Origin of the sequence: Enterococcus sp. 2STP (assembly GCF_032465635.1) — a bacterium.
In the GTDB taxonomy this organism is placed as follows: Bacteria; Bacillota; Bacilli; order Lactobacillales; family Enterococcaceae; genus Enterococcus_B; species Enterococcus_B lactis.
In genome coordinates, this window is record NZ_JAWDJH010000022.1 from 1 (window position 1) to 17,599 (window position 17,599).

The 17,599-nt window shown below is 37.3% G+C and carries 18 protein-coding genes and 1 tRNA gene; 13 read left to right on the plus strand and 6 right to left on the minus strand.

Annotated features, from left to right (window positions below):
- Window positions 1–369: 369 nt before the first annotated feature.
- The 3 genes from RWU19_RS10945 to RWU19_RS10955 all read left to right on the plus strand — a co-directional run bounded on the left by RWU19_RS10945 (window position 370) and on the right by RWU19_RS10955 (window position 1,481).
- Complete coding sequence (locus RWU19_RS10945; protein WP_002292929.1) at window positions 370–804, plus strand: universal stress protein; 435 nt, start codon at window positions 370–372, stop codon at window positions 802–804.
- 22 nt (window positions 805–826) lie between these two features.
- Complete coding sequence (locus RWU19_RS10950) at window positions 827–1,147, plus strand: hypothetical protein (protein ID WP_002315116.1); 321 nt, start codon at window positions 827–829, stop codon at window positions 1,145–1,147.
- 142 nt (window positions 1,148–1,289) lie between these two features.
- A complete protein-coding gene (locus RWU19_RS10955; RefSeq protein ID WP_002315115.1) occupies window positions 1,290–1,481 on the plus strand; it encodes a hypothetical protein in 192 nt (63 codons plus the stop codon).
- A gap of 69 nt (window positions 1,482–1,550) precedes the next feature.
- Here RWU19_RS10955 and RWU19_RS10960 read toward each other — a convergent pair whose 3' ends face one another.
- Window positions 1,551–1,808: a hypothetical protein gene (locus RWU19_RS10960; RefSeq protein WP_002292934.1), complete on the minus strand. Its 258-nt coding sequence runs from the start codon at window positions 1,806–1,808 to the stop codon at window positions 1,551–1,553.
- A gap of 157 nt (window positions 1,809–1,965) precedes the next feature.
- Here RWU19_RS10960 and RWU19_RS10965 point away from each other — a divergent pair, with 157 nt between their 5' ends.
- Both RWU19_RS10965 and RWU19_RS10970 read left to right on the plus strand, forming a co-directional pair.
- Window positions 1,966–2,229, plus strand: coding sequence for a hypothetical protein (locus RWU19_RS10965; RefSeq protein WP_002292935.1), 264 nt, complete (start codon window positions 1,966–1,968; stop codon window positions 2,227–2,229).
- 23 nt (window positions 2,230–2,252) lie between these two features.
- Window positions 2,253–2,441, plus strand: coding sequence for a hypothetical protein (locus RWU19_RS10970; RefSeq protein ID WP_002288067.1), 189 nt, complete (start codon window positions 2,253–2,255; stop codon window positions 2,439–2,441).
- 91 nt (window positions 2,442–2,532) lie between these two features.
- Here RWU19_RS10970 and RWU19_RS10975 read toward each other — a convergent pair whose 3' ends face one another.
- Window positions 2,533–2,721, minus strand: a complete 189-nt coding sequence (locus RWU19_RS10975; RefSeq protein ID WP_002292937.1) for a hypothetical protein — start codon at window positions 2,719–2,721, stop codon at window positions 2,533–2,535.
- Between the two features lie 215 nt (window positions 2,722–2,936).
- On the opposite strand from RWU19_RS10975, the gene RWU19_RS10980 reads away from it, so the two are divergent.
- A complete protein-coding gene (locus tag RWU19_RS10980) occupies window positions 2,937–3,308 on the plus strand; it encodes a YxeA family protein (protein WP_002315113.1) in 372 nt (123 codons plus the stop codon).
- A gap of 147 nt (window positions 3,309–3,455) precedes the next feature.
- Here the strand turns inward: RWU19_RS10980 and RWU19_RS10985 are convergent.
- The 3 genes from RWU19_RS10985 to RWU19_RS10995 all read right to left on the minus strand — a co-directional run bounded on the left by RWU19_RS10985 (window position 3,456) and on the right by RWU19_RS10995 (window position 4,820).
- Window positions 3,456–3,528, minus strand: a tRNA-Gln gene (locus RWU19_RS10985).
- 45 nt (window positions 3,529–3,573) lie between these two features.
- A complete protein-coding gene (locus tag RWU19_RS10990; protein WP_038398872.1) occupies window positions 3,574–4,002 on the minus strand; it encodes a hypothetical protein in 429 nt (142 codons plus the stop codon).
- A gap of 59 nt (window positions 4,003–4,061) precedes the next feature.
- On the minus strand, window positions 4,062–4,820 hold the full coding sequence (locus tag RWU19_RS10995; RefSeq protein WP_123838187.1) for a C39 family peptidase: 759 nt from the start codon (window positions 4,818–4,820) through the stop codon (window positions 4,062–4,064).
- A 294-nt stretch (window positions 4,821–5,114) separates the two neighbouring features.
- Between RWU19_RS10995 and RWU19_RS11000 the strand changes: the two genes are divergently transcribed.
- Together RWU19_RS11000 and RWU19_RS11005 are read left to right on the plus strand one after the other, a co-directional pair.
- Window positions 5,115–5,312, plus strand: coding sequence for a hypothetical protein (locus RWU19_RS11000; RefSeq protein ID WP_002315110.1), 198 nt, complete (start codon window positions 5,115–5,117; stop codon window positions 5,310–5,312).
- A 105-nt stretch (window positions 5,313–5,417) separates the two neighbouring features.
- Complete coding sequence (locus RWU19_RS11005) at window positions 5,418–5,900, plus strand: hypothetical protein (protein WP_002315109.1); 483 nt, start codon at window positions 5,418–5,420, stop codon at window positions 5,898–5,900.
- A gap of 55 nt (window positions 5,901–5,955) precedes the next feature.
- On the opposite strand, the gene RWU19_RS11010 is transcribed toward RWU19_RS11005, so the two are convergent.
- On the minus strand, window positions 5,956–6,552 hold the full coding sequence (locus tag RWU19_RS11010; protein ID WP_002309425.1) for a nitroreductase family protein: 597 nt from the start codon (window positions 6,550–6,552) through the stop codon (window positions 5,956–5,958).
- 386 nt (window positions 6,553–6,938) lie between these two features.
- Between RWU19_RS11010 and RWU19_RS11015 the strand changes: the two genes are divergently transcribed.
- The 5 genes from RWU19_RS11015 to pheS all read left to right on the plus strand — a co-directional run bounded on the left by RWU19_RS11015 (window position 6,939) and on the right by pheS (window position 17,597).
- Window positions 6,939–8,405: a peptide MFS transporter gene (locus RWU19_RS11015; protein ID WP_010732688.1), complete on the plus strand. Its 1,467-nt coding sequence runs from the start codon at window positions 6,939–6,941 to the stop codon at window positions 8,403–8,405.
- Between the two features lie 180 nt (window positions 8,406–8,585).
- On the plus strand, window positions 8,586–12,113 hold the full coding sequence (locus RWU19_RS11020) for a PD-(D/E)XK nuclease family protein (protein WP_123838188.1): 3,528 nt from the start codon (window positions 8,586–8,588) through the stop codon (window positions 12,111–12,113).
- Window positions 12,110–15,832, plus strand: coding sequence for a helicase-exonuclease AddAB subunit AddA (addA, locus tag RWU19_RS11025; RefSeq protein ID WP_123838189.1), 3,723 nt, complete (start codon window positions 12,110–12,112; stop codon window positions 15,830–15,832). Before RWU19_RS11020 ends, addA begins: the two co-directional genes overlap by 4 nt.
- Before the next feature lie 68 nt (window positions 15,833–15,900).
- Window positions 15,901–16,242, plus strand: coding sequence for a winged helix-turn-helix transcriptional regulator (locus RWU19_RS11030; RefSeq protein ID WP_002292948.1), 342 nt, complete (start codon window positions 15,901–15,903; stop codon window positions 16,240–16,242).
- Between the two features lie 311 nt (window positions 16,243–16,553).
- A complete protein-coding gene (pheS, locus tag RWU19_RS11035; protein WP_002292949.1) occupies window positions 16,554–17,597 on the plus strand; it encodes a phenylalanine--tRNA ligase subunit alpha in 1,044 nt (347 codons plus the stop codon).
- Window positions 17,598–17,599 lie beyond the last annotated feature (2 nt).

Genomic DNA, 17,599 nt, shown 5'->3' on the forward strand with positions numbered 1-17,599 from the left:
GTTGTTCCAAAAAGTAAAGTTTTAAGTGATGTCATGAAAAATCTCCTTTATTCGTTAAAAAGTTTTATTTGTTGTGTTCAACGAGGAATACTTTAACACGTGAAAATATTTCATAGGTAAAAGAAGCATGACAATTTATGACAAATCCACGTTTTTTGTAACAGAATGATGTTCATCTCATGTGAAAAATGATGAGAAATTCCACATAATGCAGAAATGATAGGTTTAGAACAAGTGTTCTGATGAGAACAGAAATGTATAAATAACTTGAAAAAAATTGCTATTAATCATCATTTTATTTACACATTGCGTATATTTTTTGTATTTTTGCTTGAGATGTTACAATAAAAGAAAAAGGAGGCGGTTCCAATGAGTAAGAGATACCAGAACATCATGGTAGCAGTTGACGGATCAAGACAATCGATCAAAGCGTTCGCTGAAGCCCTTGACTTAGCAAAGGACAATGAAGCCCACTTATTTATCGTGTCAATCATCAACAAAGTTGAGCTGACCCATAGTGCCTATGCCTTTTCAAAAATCTATGCAGATGAAAAACAAAGAACAGAAGTAGCCATGCTGAAAAAAATCAATGATGCCAAAGAGTTCGGCATTGCTGAGATCCATGCAATAGTTGAAACTGGAGATCCAAGAAATTTGATTGCCAATGTCATCCCTGGACAAGAAAATATTGATTTGATCGTTATGGGAGCGACAGGAAAAGGAGCGATACAACAAGCACTAGTCGGATCGACCGCTTCTTATGTCGTTTCACATGCCCCTTGCAGTGTATTGGTCGTGAAGTAATTAGATAAGGGAGGAATAGAAAATGGTTCGCCCTCAAGAAGTTCGTGCACCAAAAGAAAAAATAGAAATTTTAGCAATTATTGAAGACGGCACACAAACAAAAAAAGGATACTCGATTGCTTTAATAAAGTGGAAAGGAAAAAAAGGTGTTGCTGTAAGGTGGGATGGAGATAATCAACAAGACAAAGGATTCCCGATCACTGCGAACGGCTACCATCCAGCGTGGTTTGTTCTGCCTGATAAATTTACAGAATTATACAGCTATGATTATGCGAAAACTGTCACATCCATTAAAGCATTAGACAAATTAGCAGAAGAGCAGCATAAAATGGATGAAAAATAAAAAAGATGAACCAATCAGTCTTTAGAAAACTGATTGGTTCGAGGAGTAAAAAATGAAAAAAGGTTATTTGGGATGAATATAGAATAATGCGTATAGCTTAAATCAAACTTAAAGCCATAAAAAAGGCAAGAGGGTGAGGTAAATGGAAGCAGGAAAAGTTTTACAGGAAGTAAAAGTATTATGTGCAGATAAAAAATATGAAGAAGCAAAAAGTCTGATTGAAAAGAACAAAGAAAATTTGGAAGAAAAATATCCGATTGCACAAGAATTTATAGAATTAAAACAAGGAACGCTTCTTCATCGATTCAAACATTTTTTTGGTATCACAGAATAGAAAAAAGCGATTAAAGATACAGCAAATCTCTGCTGATCTTTAATCGTTTTCTTTTGAAACTGCTAGGATTCAATTCTGATTTTTATATAAAAAATAGATCCAAATGATTAGAAAAACTACTGCAAGCGTCAATTCGATGATGTGTATCACTAATACAGATGTTGTTTCCCAATGTCTAAAAGAAAAAATCTGATAAGTAAAATATACGGCAGGTAAAGAGGCCAGTAAAACTGAAAACTTCTTTTTCGTCCATTTTATGTAATAGAAAAGAATGCTTAGCATAATAAAAAAAGGAATATAAAAAACGAACTGACCGATCGCGATCATACTATTGCCTCCAATAAATAAAGTCCAAGATACAAAATAACACTTTGTGCGTGAAGGCGCAAGCAGTTCTATGGATTTATCCAGTAAAATATGTATTGATTTTGAATTTATAGGGGAAAATTGCTATAATCAAAGTGAAAGAAGGAGTGGAATTTTCATGGATCATGTAGTGTTAGAAATCGATTTGCATTTAATCAATAATATTCGGGTGATTTACTATGTTGTAAGCAATAGTGTCGAACAACGTGTACTGACGAATAAAATCAATGGTATTTTAGCAAAGAAAGACGTTCACCGATTCAATAACGGTGAAGGTAGTTATTATAGTATCCCAGTAGAAAAAATTATTTATACGACAGTCAAAGTCAGAGAAGATCTGGATACTAAAAAGGCATATGAACCTATTTTTACAACTTATTGATTCACAGTAAATGGAGGAAAAAAATGAATCCATATGAACAACTTATCCAAGATTTGATTGATGGAAAAATCGAAAAAATCGATGTAAAAAGAGAAGAACTGATGGCTTTTCGAGAAGCATGGCTGAAATTGGAGAATCGTAAATATGTGGTAGGAAAAGCATCGCTGAACGGCAATGTGACTTATCACTATGATCCGACACGCTTATTTTAGTAAGGATGATTCAGAAAAAACAAGGGACTGTGACAAAAGTCGTGTCACAGTCCCTTCTTCTGGACAAACGGTGTTCCAGAAATGAAAATTCCTACTTATTAAATAGATTTTTGAACTTGTCTTTCACACTGTCGATATTTACGTCTTTTAGAAGATTTTGTGCTTTCTCTTTGTAAGGACCTAGTTGTTCTTTATGTTCTTCGATAAATCGTTTTGCGCCGTCGAAGTTGCCGCCTTTTATCATTTCCTTGACTTTTTGAAATAATTCTTCTTGATTCATTTTGAACACATCCTTTGCCATCAACTTGATTTTTTTCCATGGATAAAGCGAGAAAATCTAAATTATCCACATCACCATAATATCAAATAACAATCATTTTTGCTAAAAAAACACTTGTTTCTCGCTTCTAAAGTAGGAGAAAAATCTCCAACTTAGGACGGATGGAATTTCTCTAATTGCCCCATATACTGGATATATAACAAGGAGGTAGAAAGATGAAAGTGATTAAATATTTGATAGGATTGGCGGCGATTAGTGGTATTTTGCTATTTGGACTGAAATACTATACTGAAGGAAGTTACGGGGAAATCCCTGGTATACTTGACCAGCTAAATCCATTAGTTGAAAAAGGTGAGGTCTATGTAAAAACACAAAAACCAGAGGAAGTAAATGAACATGGAACGGCAAGGTATGTTCAAAAAGCTGCTAATGCCGATGGGGAAGAACGAACAATTGAATTTAATGGACTTTCTGTGTTAAAAGAAAATCATTATTTGAAAATCAGCAATAAAGGAGCACACATAGAAACGTATGAAGAAGTTCCTAGAGAAAAAGTTCCGGAAAAAGCATTAGCAATTATTGGCTAAATCTACTGTATGAGTGCTACAGATTTAATTTTTGATTATAATAAAATTATGTAAACTAAATAATAAATAATAAAAATATTCCAAAATCCCCTGAAAAAAGATCATTCTTTTTTCAGGGGTTCATTTCTTATCAACAAGCTCATCAAATTGGGATGGCAGGGTTCGAACCTACAATTGCTTGATTCAGAGTCAAGTGCCTTACCAGTTTGGCTACATCCCATTTATTCAACAAAATAATCATAGCACTTTTCTAAAAAAACGCAAGTTATTTTTCTTGATCAGATAGTTGTTGTTTTACTCGTAAAAGGCGGCGCACCAGTTTCTTTTCCAATCCAGCAGGAAGGGCAATCCGCTCTGCTACGGACAAGACGGAGTCAAGCAACTGATATTCTTTGACAGGTTCATTCAGGATATGGTAAATGTTTGCTAAACGCTCGATATATTCAAAGTGGGTGTACTCTGTTCGAGCGATTAGAAATTTTAATAAATCGATTGCTTTTCCATACTCTTGGTCTCCATAATAGACAAGAGCTTGACGATACAGTTTGATTTCTAGTTCATTGAGGGTAGCAGGTCTGCGCCGTTCGTTCCACTCATTAATAGAAACTTTACCTTGAACATTTCCTTTGCGATCACGGACAAAAATAATCGGAATTTCATTTGGATCCATTTTTTTATGAGTGAATTTTTCCATTATCTGTGCTCCCTTCAAAGGTTCGGTATCTAGAGTATAAGGGATTTTTACTTTAATTACTAGCTTTTCTCCAAAGTTAGCATTTGTCCGCCCATTGCAGTGAAAATGGCCGAAAAATCATTAATCGGTACTGCTCGATTTTTTACGCCATAGGGGTCGTTGACGTAAATATTCTCTTTGTCGTATCCAGTGACTACACAAGCATGAACAAGTGGAGTGACTCTTACTTCTCCATTGTTTGTTGTCCAAGTCATAAAATCAGTTTCATCAGGGACTTCAAAATTGATAGTCACGGAAGTCCATACAGGATTTCCTTTAGATAGAGCTTTTTTGATATCATCTAGTTGAGCATCTGTTTTTGGTAAAGTATGATAATCCGTTTGGACGATCTGTTGAGCAAGAGAGGCAATAGGAGGGACATAGACGCCCATAGCCCAGTCTCCGCCACTGATATCTCCAACAAATCCTTCATTAGGATCGCCATGAGTCCCATCTGCATTGAAAACAGGGACGTAATCCAATTGTTCAGCTAACTGGTTTTTAGTCGTTTCATAACCATAAAAAGATAAAAGCATGGAAAGCGAAGTGACCTCGCAGCCATTTTCTAGAGAAGGAGAGTCAAACTGGCTCTCTAATGGAACATCTAGCAAAACTTCTGCTTTCTCTTTTGTTTTTTTCGTTTTTTGTGTTGAACTTTTTTGTGTAGTATTCATTGTATGTTCTGGAGAATGGATATGTAGGTAATAACTTGTACCGCTTAATAAAAGAGTAGCTGTACCTCCTAGAAACAATAGTTTTTTTAATGTTTTTTTCTTCATTGGAAATCTCCCTTTTCAGCTGTTTATCTTTCCTATTATAAGTGTATTTTTATTGGGAAGGGAAGTATTTTATTTAAATATGTAAGAAATAATCAGTTTTTGAGGAATATTATTTATTATTTTAGAAAAAATTCTTCTAGATACAACAGCTGTTTTAATTGTGAAAACGAAAACAGTACGCTATAATGCCTGTAAGGTTGATTTTTGACTGTAAACAAAAAATCAAATAGTTAAATCTCCAAAAAATAGCAATTGTAATATGGAGAAAAGTTCCAGCAGTTTAGGAGGATTTTGATGACGGAAGAAATGATTAATTTAGGAGAACAATATGCATGCAAACCAATTGGCTTTACAAAAACGGTCGTTGGTGAAGTTGTATCAAAAATGACAAACTGTGCCGTGGTCAAAGTTGCCCAATGTGCTGCAGAGGATCAAGAGTTATTAGATGAAAAAGCAAGCATGGTTGTTGCAAAATATGATACATTTGAATAAAGAAAATAATTGGACGTGCGGCGTGCTGCAAGTCCAATTTCTTTGAGAAGGTAAATCAGTATTCTTTTCCTGTTTTCAGGAGAAGAAAAAGCGAGGCGAGTTGTCATGGTAACATTTTTTACGGTCCTATTGTTTTTATTCGTTGTTGTTATGTTCTTATTTCTTTGGCTGGTGCGAAAAGAAATTATTTATCGGACTGTTCGGAATCGATGGGTCTACTTGGTCATACCATTCTTAGTAGTACTAGTCATTTGGTACACACTCATCAGTCAGCCTACAGCAGATGAATTGGCAAAAGGGATTTTGTCAGCGATGATTTTTATTAGTTTTTTGTTGGACAGTCGAGGAATTACAGAAGAAGGGCTTGTCTTGAATAGCTTTGATAAAAAAGGTGTTCCTTTTTCTGAAATCAATAAAATCGTGTTGTACCAACCAAAAGGTTCCAAAATTGTAAAAATGAATTTTTTCCGAAACGGGTGGCGGGGACCGATGCTGAAATTTTCTGCATCATTAGAAGAATTAGTTCCATTTTTGTCCCAACGCTTGAACGATGAGGCGGAGATCGATATTATGATCGATCCAGAATAAAAAACAGAGGTTGCGACAAGATGTTTGTCACAACCTCTGTTTTTTTCAAGTAAAATTATCCGAATACACGGAAGCGATCTGCATCGTTCATGTATTCTTTTTCCCCAGCTGGTGTTTCTGGTGAACCGAATACTAATTGTGAACGTAGTTTCCAGTTTGAAGGGATATTCCATTCTTTTGCAACTGCTTCGTCAATAACTGGGTTGTAATGTTGCAGGTTTGCGCCCAATCCTTTATCAACTAATGCTACCCAAGTGTTCGCTGTTGCGATTCCGTTTGATTGTTCTGACCAATCTGGGAAGTTGTCTGCATACAATTCAAATTGTTCTTGTAGACCTTTTACCACGTCAGTATCTTTGAAGAATAATACTGTACCATAACCATTTTTGAAACCAGCTAATTTGTTTTGTGTATTTGGAAAAGCTTCTGCTGGAGTCAATGGGCGAAGTGCTTCTTCAGTGATTTCCCAAAGTTTTTCATGTGCGTCTCCGAAAAGAATAACTGCGCGTGTTGATTGAGCATTGAAAGCAGTTGGGCTTTCTTTAATTGCTTCTTTGATCAAAGCTGTCAATTCTTCATTAGAAAGTGAAACGTTACGTCCTAGATGATAGATTGAACGGCGGTTTTTTAAAGTGTCAGTAAAAGTTGTCATAATAAAATTTCTCCTTTGATTTGCGTTTTGCATTTTTTTAATTGATTACGAAATGAAGTATAGCATCTTACAAAAAGTAAGTAAACAGATATGCTCACAAAAAATAAGCGAAGTAAAAAAAACAATTTTAATAAGGGAAATCGTTAGAAAAGGATTTTCTCGGTTATCGCTTTCATTGCTGTGTTTTAGGAATTTTTGCTTATTTGAAAAAAACAGCTGATATATAATTATTAAATCTCTATCTTCTTTTTTTTATGATATTGCCATTAAAAATTACTTGTTTTTATAGAAAATTAGTTTATATTTCTTAAATAAGTTTTTTAGTTAAATTTTTCGGTAAAGATGTATAATATTTTCTGAAAATTTAAAGAATTGGGGTATAGATTATGGAAAAACAGCAAGACAAGGGCTTCTTCGGGCAGCCGAAGGGATTGTCAACTTTGTTCTTCACTGAGATGTGGGAACGATTTAGTTATTATGGTATGCGTGCATTACTTATCTATTATATGTACGATACAGTTGCTAACGGGGGACTTGGATTACCACGAGCAACAGCATTAGCTATCATGTCGATATACGGATCGCTGATCTACATGTCTAGTATCGTCGGCGGTTGGGTATCTGACCGAATGTTAGGAGCAAAACGCACTGTATTCTTTGGTGGAGTCTTCATTATGCTTGGACACATCGTCTTGGCTTTACCATTTGGTGTAAGTACATTGTTTGTTTCAATGGCATTGATTATTATCGGAACCGCCTTTTTGAAACCAAACGTTTCTGGCATGGTCGGACATCTTTATTCAAAGACTGATTTGCGAAGAGATGCAGGATTTTCGATTTTTTACATGGGTGTCAACTTAGGGGCATTATTAGCACCACTAATCGTTGGGACAATCGGTCAAGAATATAACTACCATTTAGGGTTCTCTTTAGCTGCTATTGGGATGTTCTTTGGATTATTACAATACATCATCCAAGGACGCAAGACATTAGACGGAGTGGGTACTACACCGCCGAATCCTTTGACAACTGAAGAACGTAAAGGATTCATCCGTAACTTGATCATCGCACTTGTTGTTATCGCTGCAGTATTCGGTGGGGCACAATTAACTGGTCATCTGACAATCGACTTTTTTGTCAATACAATCAGTGTATTGGGGATTATCTTACCGTTGTATTACTTTATCAAAATGTTGACTTCAAAAGATGTAACTGCTGAAGAAAAACCAAGAGTATGGGCGTATATCCCATTATTCCTTGCAGCAATCATTTTCTGGTCATTACAAGAACAAGGTTCATCTATCTTAGCTTTATTTGCTAGTGAACGTACGCAATCTACACTATTTGGTGTGACGATCCAAGCAAGCTGGTATCAATCATTGAATCCGATTTTCATCTTTATTTTGACGCCGGTATTCGTAACAATGTGGACAAAACTTGGCAAACGCCAACCATCTACAGTAGTGAAATTCTCTCTTGGTCTTTTGTTTGCAGGATTATCATACTTACTATTGATGTTGCCAGGTATGCTTTATGGGACAAGTGGAAAAGTAAGTCCATTGTGGTTGTTAGGAAGTTTCTTCATCGTGGTTATTGCTGAATTGTGTCTTTCACCAGTTGGTTTGTCTGTAACAACGAAATTAGCACCACGAGCATTTGAATCACAAACAATCGCTATTTGGTTCTTAGCTGATGCTTCTTCACAAGCAATCAATGCACAAATTGCACGCTTCTACACACCGGGAACAGAATCTGCCTACTTCGGTATTATCGGTGCAGTAGCAATCGTCGGTGGTATCTTGCTATTTACTGTGAAAGAACCAATCAAAAAACTAATGGGATCTATCCATTAATCAACTCACGAAAAGACAGGAATTGCTTATTTGTAGCGATTCCTGTCTTTTTGCGTATACTCAAAAAAGATAGAAATATCAGAACCATAAAAGTATATAATTTGAAGAATATAGAACAAATGTTCAGTATTTTTTGATATAATAAAGAAGCACCGTATCATGTGTTGAAGGAGGAAAAGCATGTCTTTACAATTTATTCTTGGAAACGGGAAAAAAGATCACCGTCAAGTCTTGATCGACGAAGCGTCAGCTTGGCTCGACCAGGATGCAAGCAACCAAGTATTTTTCCTTGTTCCCAATTACAGCAAATTCGAACAGGAACAAGAAATTTTAGCGGAGATGCGAAGAAGAAGCGGGAAAAAAGCTTTCAGCACAACAAATGTTCAAGTATTCAGTTTTTACCGTCTGGCTTGGTATTTGCTGCAACAGACAACCCTTCTTACAGGAAATGAGTTATCAGAATCCGGATCTGCGATGATCTTGCGACAGATTTTAGAAAAACATGAGGAAGAATTAACGATCTTTCGCGGAGAAATCAATAAAAGAGGATTTATTCGCCAATTGCAAGAACTCTATAGTGAATTGCGCATAGGGAATATTCAACCGGAAGACTTGATGCTTTTATTTGGTGATTCACCGAATGCAGAAGACCAGCAACTTAAAATGAAAGACTTGAAGCTGATTTTTTCAGCTTATGACAGCGAATTGACCGAACGTGCCCTATCAAATGAAGATGCACTGGCTATACTAGCAAATTATATGCAGACACAAGATTTCACCAACGTCAAATTTATCGTCAGCGGTTTTTCCCGAATCAATGGGCAAGAGTATCAATTACTGCAGGCAATGATGGAAAAGGGGCAATTAGTTGTCGATTTATTGTTGGATCGTCCTTATACAGCGGATCTTCCAGAAGTACTTACGCTCTTTCATGAGACTGGAAAGCTTTATTTCCGTCTTTTTCAAAGTGCGAGAGAACGGAAAGTCCCTATATTAGTAGATCGTTTTGCGCCAGAGCAGAATCGTCCGACAGCGTTGCAGTTGCTGCAAACGATGTGGGAAGAGACTTCCAGCCAAAAGAAAGCAACCGTCCACAAATTAGGGGAACAAGAGGCTCTCCATTTGTGGGAAGCTGAAAATCCAACTGAGGAAGTCCGACAGTTAGCCGTTGAAATCAGACGGCTAGTCAGTGAAGAAAACTACCGTTATCGTGATATCCAAGTACTGACAAAAAATATGTCCTTATATGGAAATATTCTTCGACCAATCTTTCAAGAAATGGCGATTCCTTTTTATATCGATGAAGAACAAATGATGGAAAATCATCCGCTGATTGAATGGATCAACAGTCTGTTCGCTCTTGACCGTTATTCTTATCGATTAAGTGATATTATGCGTTTTTTCAAGACGGAATTGTTCCTATCGATGGAAACAGAAACCGAACTGGATGAATGGAAACAAGAACGAGATGAATTCAGGAAAAAATTGGACATCACAGAAAATGTTGCACTTGCTTATAATTATCAAGGCACTTACTGGACGCGTGAAAAAGACTGGCAGTTTGTAGCGTATGATTTTGAAGCAGAACAGATTGAAGACGTACAATATCTGGAAGAACAGTCAAATACGATTAGACGATTATTTCAGAAATCTGTACCTGCATTTTTTAAAAAAATAAAGAAAAGCAAAACAGGACAAGCGGCCGCAAATGTTTTTTATCAATTTTTGATTCAAAGTGGTGTACAGCAACAATTATTGTTTTGGCGTAATCAGGAAGTAGATAGAGGAAACTTAGAAGCGGCAAGAAACCATGAGCAGACATGGGGAGCGCTGATTGATCTGCTGGATGAATATGTAGTCATTTATGGTGAAACAGCTTTTGACTGGTCACTGTTCCAAGAAATCATTACGAGTGGTCTAGAAAATCTAAGTTATGGTAAAATCCCTACCGCAATCGACCAAGTGCGCATCAACCGTTTGGAATTAGTTCGACCGAATCAAGCTGCCGTCACTTTTGCATTAGGTTTGAATGATCAAGTGTTTCCAGACCGTAAAGAAACAAAAGGATTGTTGTCCAGTGAAGAACGAGAAGTATTAAATCAAGCTTTGCCAGATGGACAGTTTTTATTCGATCCATCAAAAGAAAGTATCTCTTTTGAGCCTTTCCAAGCCTACCTTGTTTTTCTTTCCGGAACGGATCGATTATATCTTAGCTATGCACAAAGCTATGACACAGATGGTTCACTGAAGATGTCTCCTTATTTGCGCAGAATCACAGAATATTTATCAGTTCCCGTCGAGAGAAAAGAGCATTTGACGATCGAAAGCGATCCTGATTGTTATGTAGGAACTTACAGAAGCGGAATCAATACAGTCAATAGGATTTATCGATTAGCTTTAGATGAAAAGAAACCTGTACCAAAACACTGGCAAAAGCTCAAAGAATTAGTACTGAATTCCTCATGGCGCAATTTTGCTTTACAAATCTTTGAAAGTCAGGAACATTTGAATGTGCCTGTTTCGATGCCAGAAAAAATGGCGGAAGAACTTTATGGAAAAGAAATTTATACTTCGATTTCACGTATGGAGAATTTTTATAATTGTGAATACAAATACTTCATGCAATTTGGTTTGAAATTGAAAGAACGAACTGTTTATGGTCTGACTCCAGCAGCAACAGGTGATTTTTATCATGAATCATTGGATCGTTTCTTCAAGCTACTGTTTTCAAACCAATTATCCTTAGTGAATATGACCGATGCGCAACGTAAAGACTTCACTGAAAAAGTGCTGCAAGAAGTGTTCGGAGAACTTCGGTTTGAGATATTGGATAGTTCCGCAAGAATGAACTATATCCGCTATCAATTAGGACAGACGATCCAAAAAGTAGCATGGGCTTTGCAAAAACAGAGCAAAAATACGGGCATGCATCCTCTTCAGACGGAGATTTTATTTGGTCAGATTGCTGGAGCAAAAGGTATCACAGGTCTGGAATTACCGTTGAGTAATGGTGGAAAACTCCACGTCCGAGGAAAAATCGATCGGATCGATGTAGCTTCTGAACAAGAAAATACTTGGTTAAGCGTCGTTGATTACAAATCTAGTGGACGTTCATTCGATGTCACAGAAGCTTATTATGGCATGGCTATGCAATTATTGACGTATCTGGACGTAGCATTGATGGATGCGGTACGTTTGACTGGAAAGGCGGCTGTTAAACCAGCAGGCTCTTATTATTTACATGTTCATAATCCTGTATTGACAGAGACAGATGATGTAGAGAAGAATACATTGAAAAAATTTAGTTATGATGGCGTTTTTGTCGATGATCCCGCTCTTTTAGAAGTATTAGACCATTCACTGGAAGCAAAAGAACAATCACTGATCTATCCAGTGAAAAAAAATGCGAAAGATGAATACCAAAAAGGTAGTTTCAGCAAAGATAAATTTTTCACGGAAGAAGAACTGCAACTGTTCATGGCGCATAATCGGGAAAATATGCGGTTAGCTGGAGATGCAATCACTTCCGGAGAAATCAAACTAAACCCAGCTTATAAAGATAAACAGCGAATTGCCTGCGAATTTTGTCCATTCAGAAGCATCTGTACGTTTGATGTGATGCTGAAAGAAAATAATTACCACCGTCTGGAGAAAATAGATAAGGAAGAAGCACTGCGCAGAATATTGAAAAGGAGTGAAGAAGAGTGAATCAAATTCCTTTAAAACCGCAAAATGAACGATTTACAGATGATCAGTGGCAGGCGATTTTCGATCAAGGAGATAATTTGTTAGTCTCTGCGTCTGCCGGATCAGGTAAAACTACAGTGCTTGTTCGAAGAGTGATTGAAAAATTAAAAATGGGTTTTGATATTGATGAATTACTGATTGTGACATTTACTGAAGCAGCTGCAAGAGAAATGAAAGAAAGAATTCAAGAGGCATTACAAGAAGCGGTCAACAGCGAAAGCGACCCTGTACGAAGACAGCATTTTACTAAGCAGTTAGTTTTATTGCCCACAGCGAATATCTCAACCTTACATGCTTTTTGTCTAACAGTTATTCGACGTTATTATTACTTAATTGATATTGATCCGGTCTTTCGCATGTTAACAGATGAAACAGAAACGATCTTGATGAAGGAGGATGTGTGGGACGAGCTGAGAGAAGCACTTTATGCAGAAAATGATGAACGATTTTTTCAATTAACAATGAACTTTTCTAATGATCGTTCAGATGACGGCTTGACGAATCTGGTGTTTTCTCTTTATGAGTTTGCCCGTGCCAACCCTGACCCCCAAAAATGGCTAGAACAGTTAAGCGATAATTATCGTTTGACTGAGGGGCTAGCGAAATCTCGATTATATCAAGAACAAATCCGTCCTTTAGTTTTGGCAGATATATACCAATGTGTACAATTATATGAACAGATGACTCAGTTAGCACAAGGTGAAGGATTAGAAAAAATGCATGAGCAAGTGGCCGGAGAACAACAGCAGATCAAAAATATCTATGAAGCTTTCTCGCAAGATCGGTTAGAAGAAGCTTATGCTAGTTTGGAACAACTGACTTTTTCAACTTTTAAGAGCAGTCGTAAAGCAGAATTGAAAGAAATATCCAATGAAGTCAAGGGCATGAGGGATAAAGCAAAAAAATTGATTCAGCAGATAAGTAAAAGTTACTTTCCTGTTTCACCAAGCCAAATAGAAGAATTAACGGAAAAAGCACTACCGTTAGTCGAAGAAATGACAAAAGTCACGCAAAGCTTTATGGACGGTTTCAGTATGCGTAAACGGGAAAAAGGTGTGTTGGATTTCAATGATCTGGAACATCTAGCGTTGCAGATTCTCACAGAAAAAACGAAAGATGCATGGCTGCCAAGTGAAGCTTCAAAACATTATCGAAAAAAATTCAAAGAAGTAATGGTAGATGAATATCAAGACGTGAACCAATTACAAGAAGCCATTTTATACTGGCTAAGAGAACCTGACGATACAAAAGGAAATATGTTTATGGTTGGGGATGTCAAACAATCCATTTATTCTTTCCGTTTAGCAGATCCTAGTTTATTTATCGGGAAATACGAGAATTTTTCAAAGAAAGAAGGCGGACGTCGGATCGTTTTGGCTGAGAACTTCCGCTCTAGAAAAGAAGTCCTTTCTTTTACGAATCTTATTTTTGAACAACTAATGGATCCAGCAGTGGGTCAAATCAATTATGACGAAGCAGCCAAACTGATACAGGGATTCTCAGACTTTCCGGAGAATGAACAGTTTGAGCCAGAAATCATGATCTATGAAAAAGAACAGGAAGAATCAGAGATCGAGATTCCGACGGACGATATACTGGAAGACAAAACAGAAGGCGAACTTTTTATGACAGGACTAAAAATTCGTCAATTAATTGATTCCTCCTTTATGATTTATGATAAAAAATCAAAGAAAAGTCGTCCGATAGAGTACAAAGACATTGTTCTCTTGACACCTACAAAGAAGAACAACTTAACAATTTTAGAGATTTTCAAAACATTGGATATTCCTTTGGAGATGAATGATGCTCAAAATTATTTTCAAGCGACAGAAATTCGCACGATGATCTCGCTGCTGCAATTAATTGACAATCCCTATCAAGATATTCCGCTTGCGGCTGTATTGCGTTCGCCAGTCGTGGGTTTGATTGAACCAGAATTAGCCAGCATCCGATTAGCCGATCGTGCACATACTTACTATGATGCTGTGCTTGCTTATCAATCATCAAACGAAGATGAATTAGCGGCTAAGTTGGAACATTTTGGCAAACAACTAGATCATTGGCGAGAACTTGCTCGCCGTTCTTCGATCACTGACTTGCTATGGGATATCTATTATGAGACGGGATATCTAGAGTATGTGGTCGGTTTGCCAGCAGGAGCACAGAGACAAGCCAATCTTTATGCATTGGTCGATCGTGCCAAAGCATACGAGCAAAGTTCTTTCAGAGGATTATATCAGTTCGTGCGTTTCATTGAAAAAATGCAAGAAAAAGATAAAGACTTAGCAGAACCAGTCATTTCAATAGAAGATAATGCTGTTCGCGTAATGACAATCCATGCAAGTAAAGGCTTGGAATTTCCAGTTGTATTTTTGTTAGATATGACGAAAGAATTCAACTTACAAGACTTGCGCAATCGGTATGCTTTTGAAGAAAAACTTGGAGCAGGTATTCGCTATATGGATCCTGAAACACGGGTGTTATATGATACGTTACCGTTTCAAGCCATCAAATTGGCAAAGCAAAACAAATTGTTGTCGGAAGAAATGCGTAAATTGTATGTAGGATTGACTCGGGCAGAACAAAAGCTTTTCATTGTCGGTTCCTATAAAAATAAAGAGCAAATGATCCAAACGTGGTCTGAAGCAGCTGATCATGAGGAGTTGGTTTTTGATCCCGCGCTACGTTTGAAGGGCAGAAGCAGCTTGATGAATTGGATTGGTTACGGATTGATCCGTCATCCTGAAATGCAGAAATACTTAGAGGAAGAAGTTTCGACTTCTCTCCTTCAAGATTCAAATGCACAGTTTTCCATTTCATGGATGAATCAGCAATCAATCATTGAACAAAGACAGTTGCTTGCTGAAAAAGAACTGGTTAACTTAGATGAGCAGATGAAAGAAAAGGAAACTGTATTAGCAGATTCGTTACAAAAACGTCTAGCCTATGAATATCCTTATCAGGCTTCTTCGCAAACCACAAGTTATCAATCTGTATCTGAGATCAAACGATTATTCGAAGATCCAGATGATACACAAGAATCACGTTTGACTCTGGAAAGTAGTCAGACAAAGGCAGCATCTCGTCAATTCCGTTATACGCAAGAACAACTAGCAGAACCAAAATTTTTACAAAAAGATCGGCAAGTGTCGGCAGCTGCTGTTGGAACAGCTACCCATGCTTTATTGCAATTGCTGCCATTAGAGATGCCAACTACAGAGAGCATCAATCAAAAGTTGCAGGAATTAGTAAAGAAACGGTTAATAGACGAAAAGGTCGCAAAAAAAGTAGATGTTTCTTCTATTATATGGTTCTTTCAAACAGAACTTGGGCAACAATTGATTGCCAACAAAGAAAACGTAAAACGGGAACAACCTTTTTCCATGCTGCTTTCTGCTGATGAAGTATTTCAAGACTATCCAAATCAGGAAGATGAGCTATTGATCCACGGAATCGTCGATGGATACTTAGAAGAAAAAGATCATCTCCATATCTATGATTTTAAAACAGATTTCATTTTACATCCGGATGATCCAGCAGAAATAGACGCGATCGTCCAAAAATATCAAGGACAGCTAAGACTTTACCAACAAGCAATGACAGAAGCACTGAATAAACCTGTAGAAAATGTTTTCCTAATTTTACTTCGGGTGAAACGAATCATAAACATTAATAAATAATTATAATTGAGCAAACTTGACTTATGTTTTGTAAGGATTATGCTATACTCTGGGAAGAGGTGAGTATGATGGAGCTAACACAGACAGAATTCGTTTTGTGTCCTAAATTTGAAAAAACGTTCTCTATTTTAGGAAAAAAATGGAACGGATTGATTATCGATGTACTACTCGAAAATGGTCCGCAACGCTTTGTCGAGCTTGCGGCAAAAATCCCGATGGTTAGTGATCGGGTATTGGTCGAACGCTTGAAGGAATTAGAAAAAGAAGGAATAGTCACTCGAAACATTGCCTGTAGTGAAAAAAGCCGTTCAGAATATCTCTTGACTGAAAAAGGAGCAGACTTGCAAAAAGCAATGCGTCAAATACAAGTTTGGAGCGAAAAATGGGTCACAGAGGAAGAATGCGGTTGATTTTGTAAAAAAAATCTTGTAAACTATAGTCCATACGAATAAGTAAAAGAACGATGACGAAAAAGAGTAGTTTGGCTAAACCAGTTCAGGGAGATCTGTCACAGACTGAAAACAGGTCCTGTGTTTGAAAAATGAAGTTCACTTTCCGAGTTCGTCTGATCATTATCAGACCGGCAACTGTCGTTAACGAAGTAAGAGTGCGGTGTAAGTTTATTTATCCGCAAATTAGGATGGTAACGCGAAGACCTCGTTCCTTAACAGGAATGAGGTCTTTTTGTTTTGTATTTGGAATTTAAAGGAGGAACAAGCACATGTCTTTACAAGCACAATTAGAGAGCTTGAAAGAAGAAACAATCGTCAAAATCACGGCGGCACAAGATTTAAAAGAATTAAATCAAATACGTGTTGAAACGTTAGGAAAAAAAGGACCGATCACAGAAGTATTGCGTGGGATGAAAGACCTAAGTCCAGAAGAACGTCCAAAAGTCGGAAGTTTCGCAAATGAGATCCGAGACCTTTTGACAGAAGAAATAGAGCGAAAAAAACAAGTATTAGAAGAAGAAGCGTTAAATGCAGCTTTGGCAAAAGAAACAGTAGACGTGACATTGCCTGGTAGAAAAGTAAAGCATGGTACACGTCATATCGTGACGCAAATCATGGAAGAAATTGAAGATATTTTTGTAGGTATGGGGTATCAGATCGTAGAAGGTTACGAAGTAGAGTCTGACCATTACAATTTCGAACGGATGAACCTGCCAAAAGACCATCCGGCAAGGGACATGCAAGATACTTTCTATATTTCAGACGAGATATTGATTCGGACACATACTTCACCAGTCCAAGCACGAACAATGGAAAAGCATGATTTCTCTAAGGGTGCTCTACGAATGATCTCGCCAGGAAAAGTTTTCCGCAGAGATACAGATGATGCGACCCACAGCCATCAGTTCCATCAAATTGAAGGGCTAGTTGTTGATAAAAACATCACGATGGGCGACCTTAAAGGAACATTAGAAGTCGTAATGAAAAAAATGTTTGGGGAAGATCGTGAAATCCGTTTGCGTCCAAGTTATTTCCCATTTACGGAGCCATCAGTAGAAGTAGATGTCAGCTGTTTCAAATGTGGTGGTGCCGGTTGTAACGTATGTAAATACACTGGATGGATCGAGATTTTAGGAGCTGGCATGGTGCACCCGAATGTGTTGAAGATGTCAGGAATCGATCCAGAAGAATATTCAGGCTTTGCTTTCGGCCTTGGACCAGACCGCGTAGCTATGTTGCGGTATGGAGTGAATGATATCCGTAATTTCTATCAAAATGACTTACGTTTCTTAAGTCAGTTCAAGGGGGAGTAAGA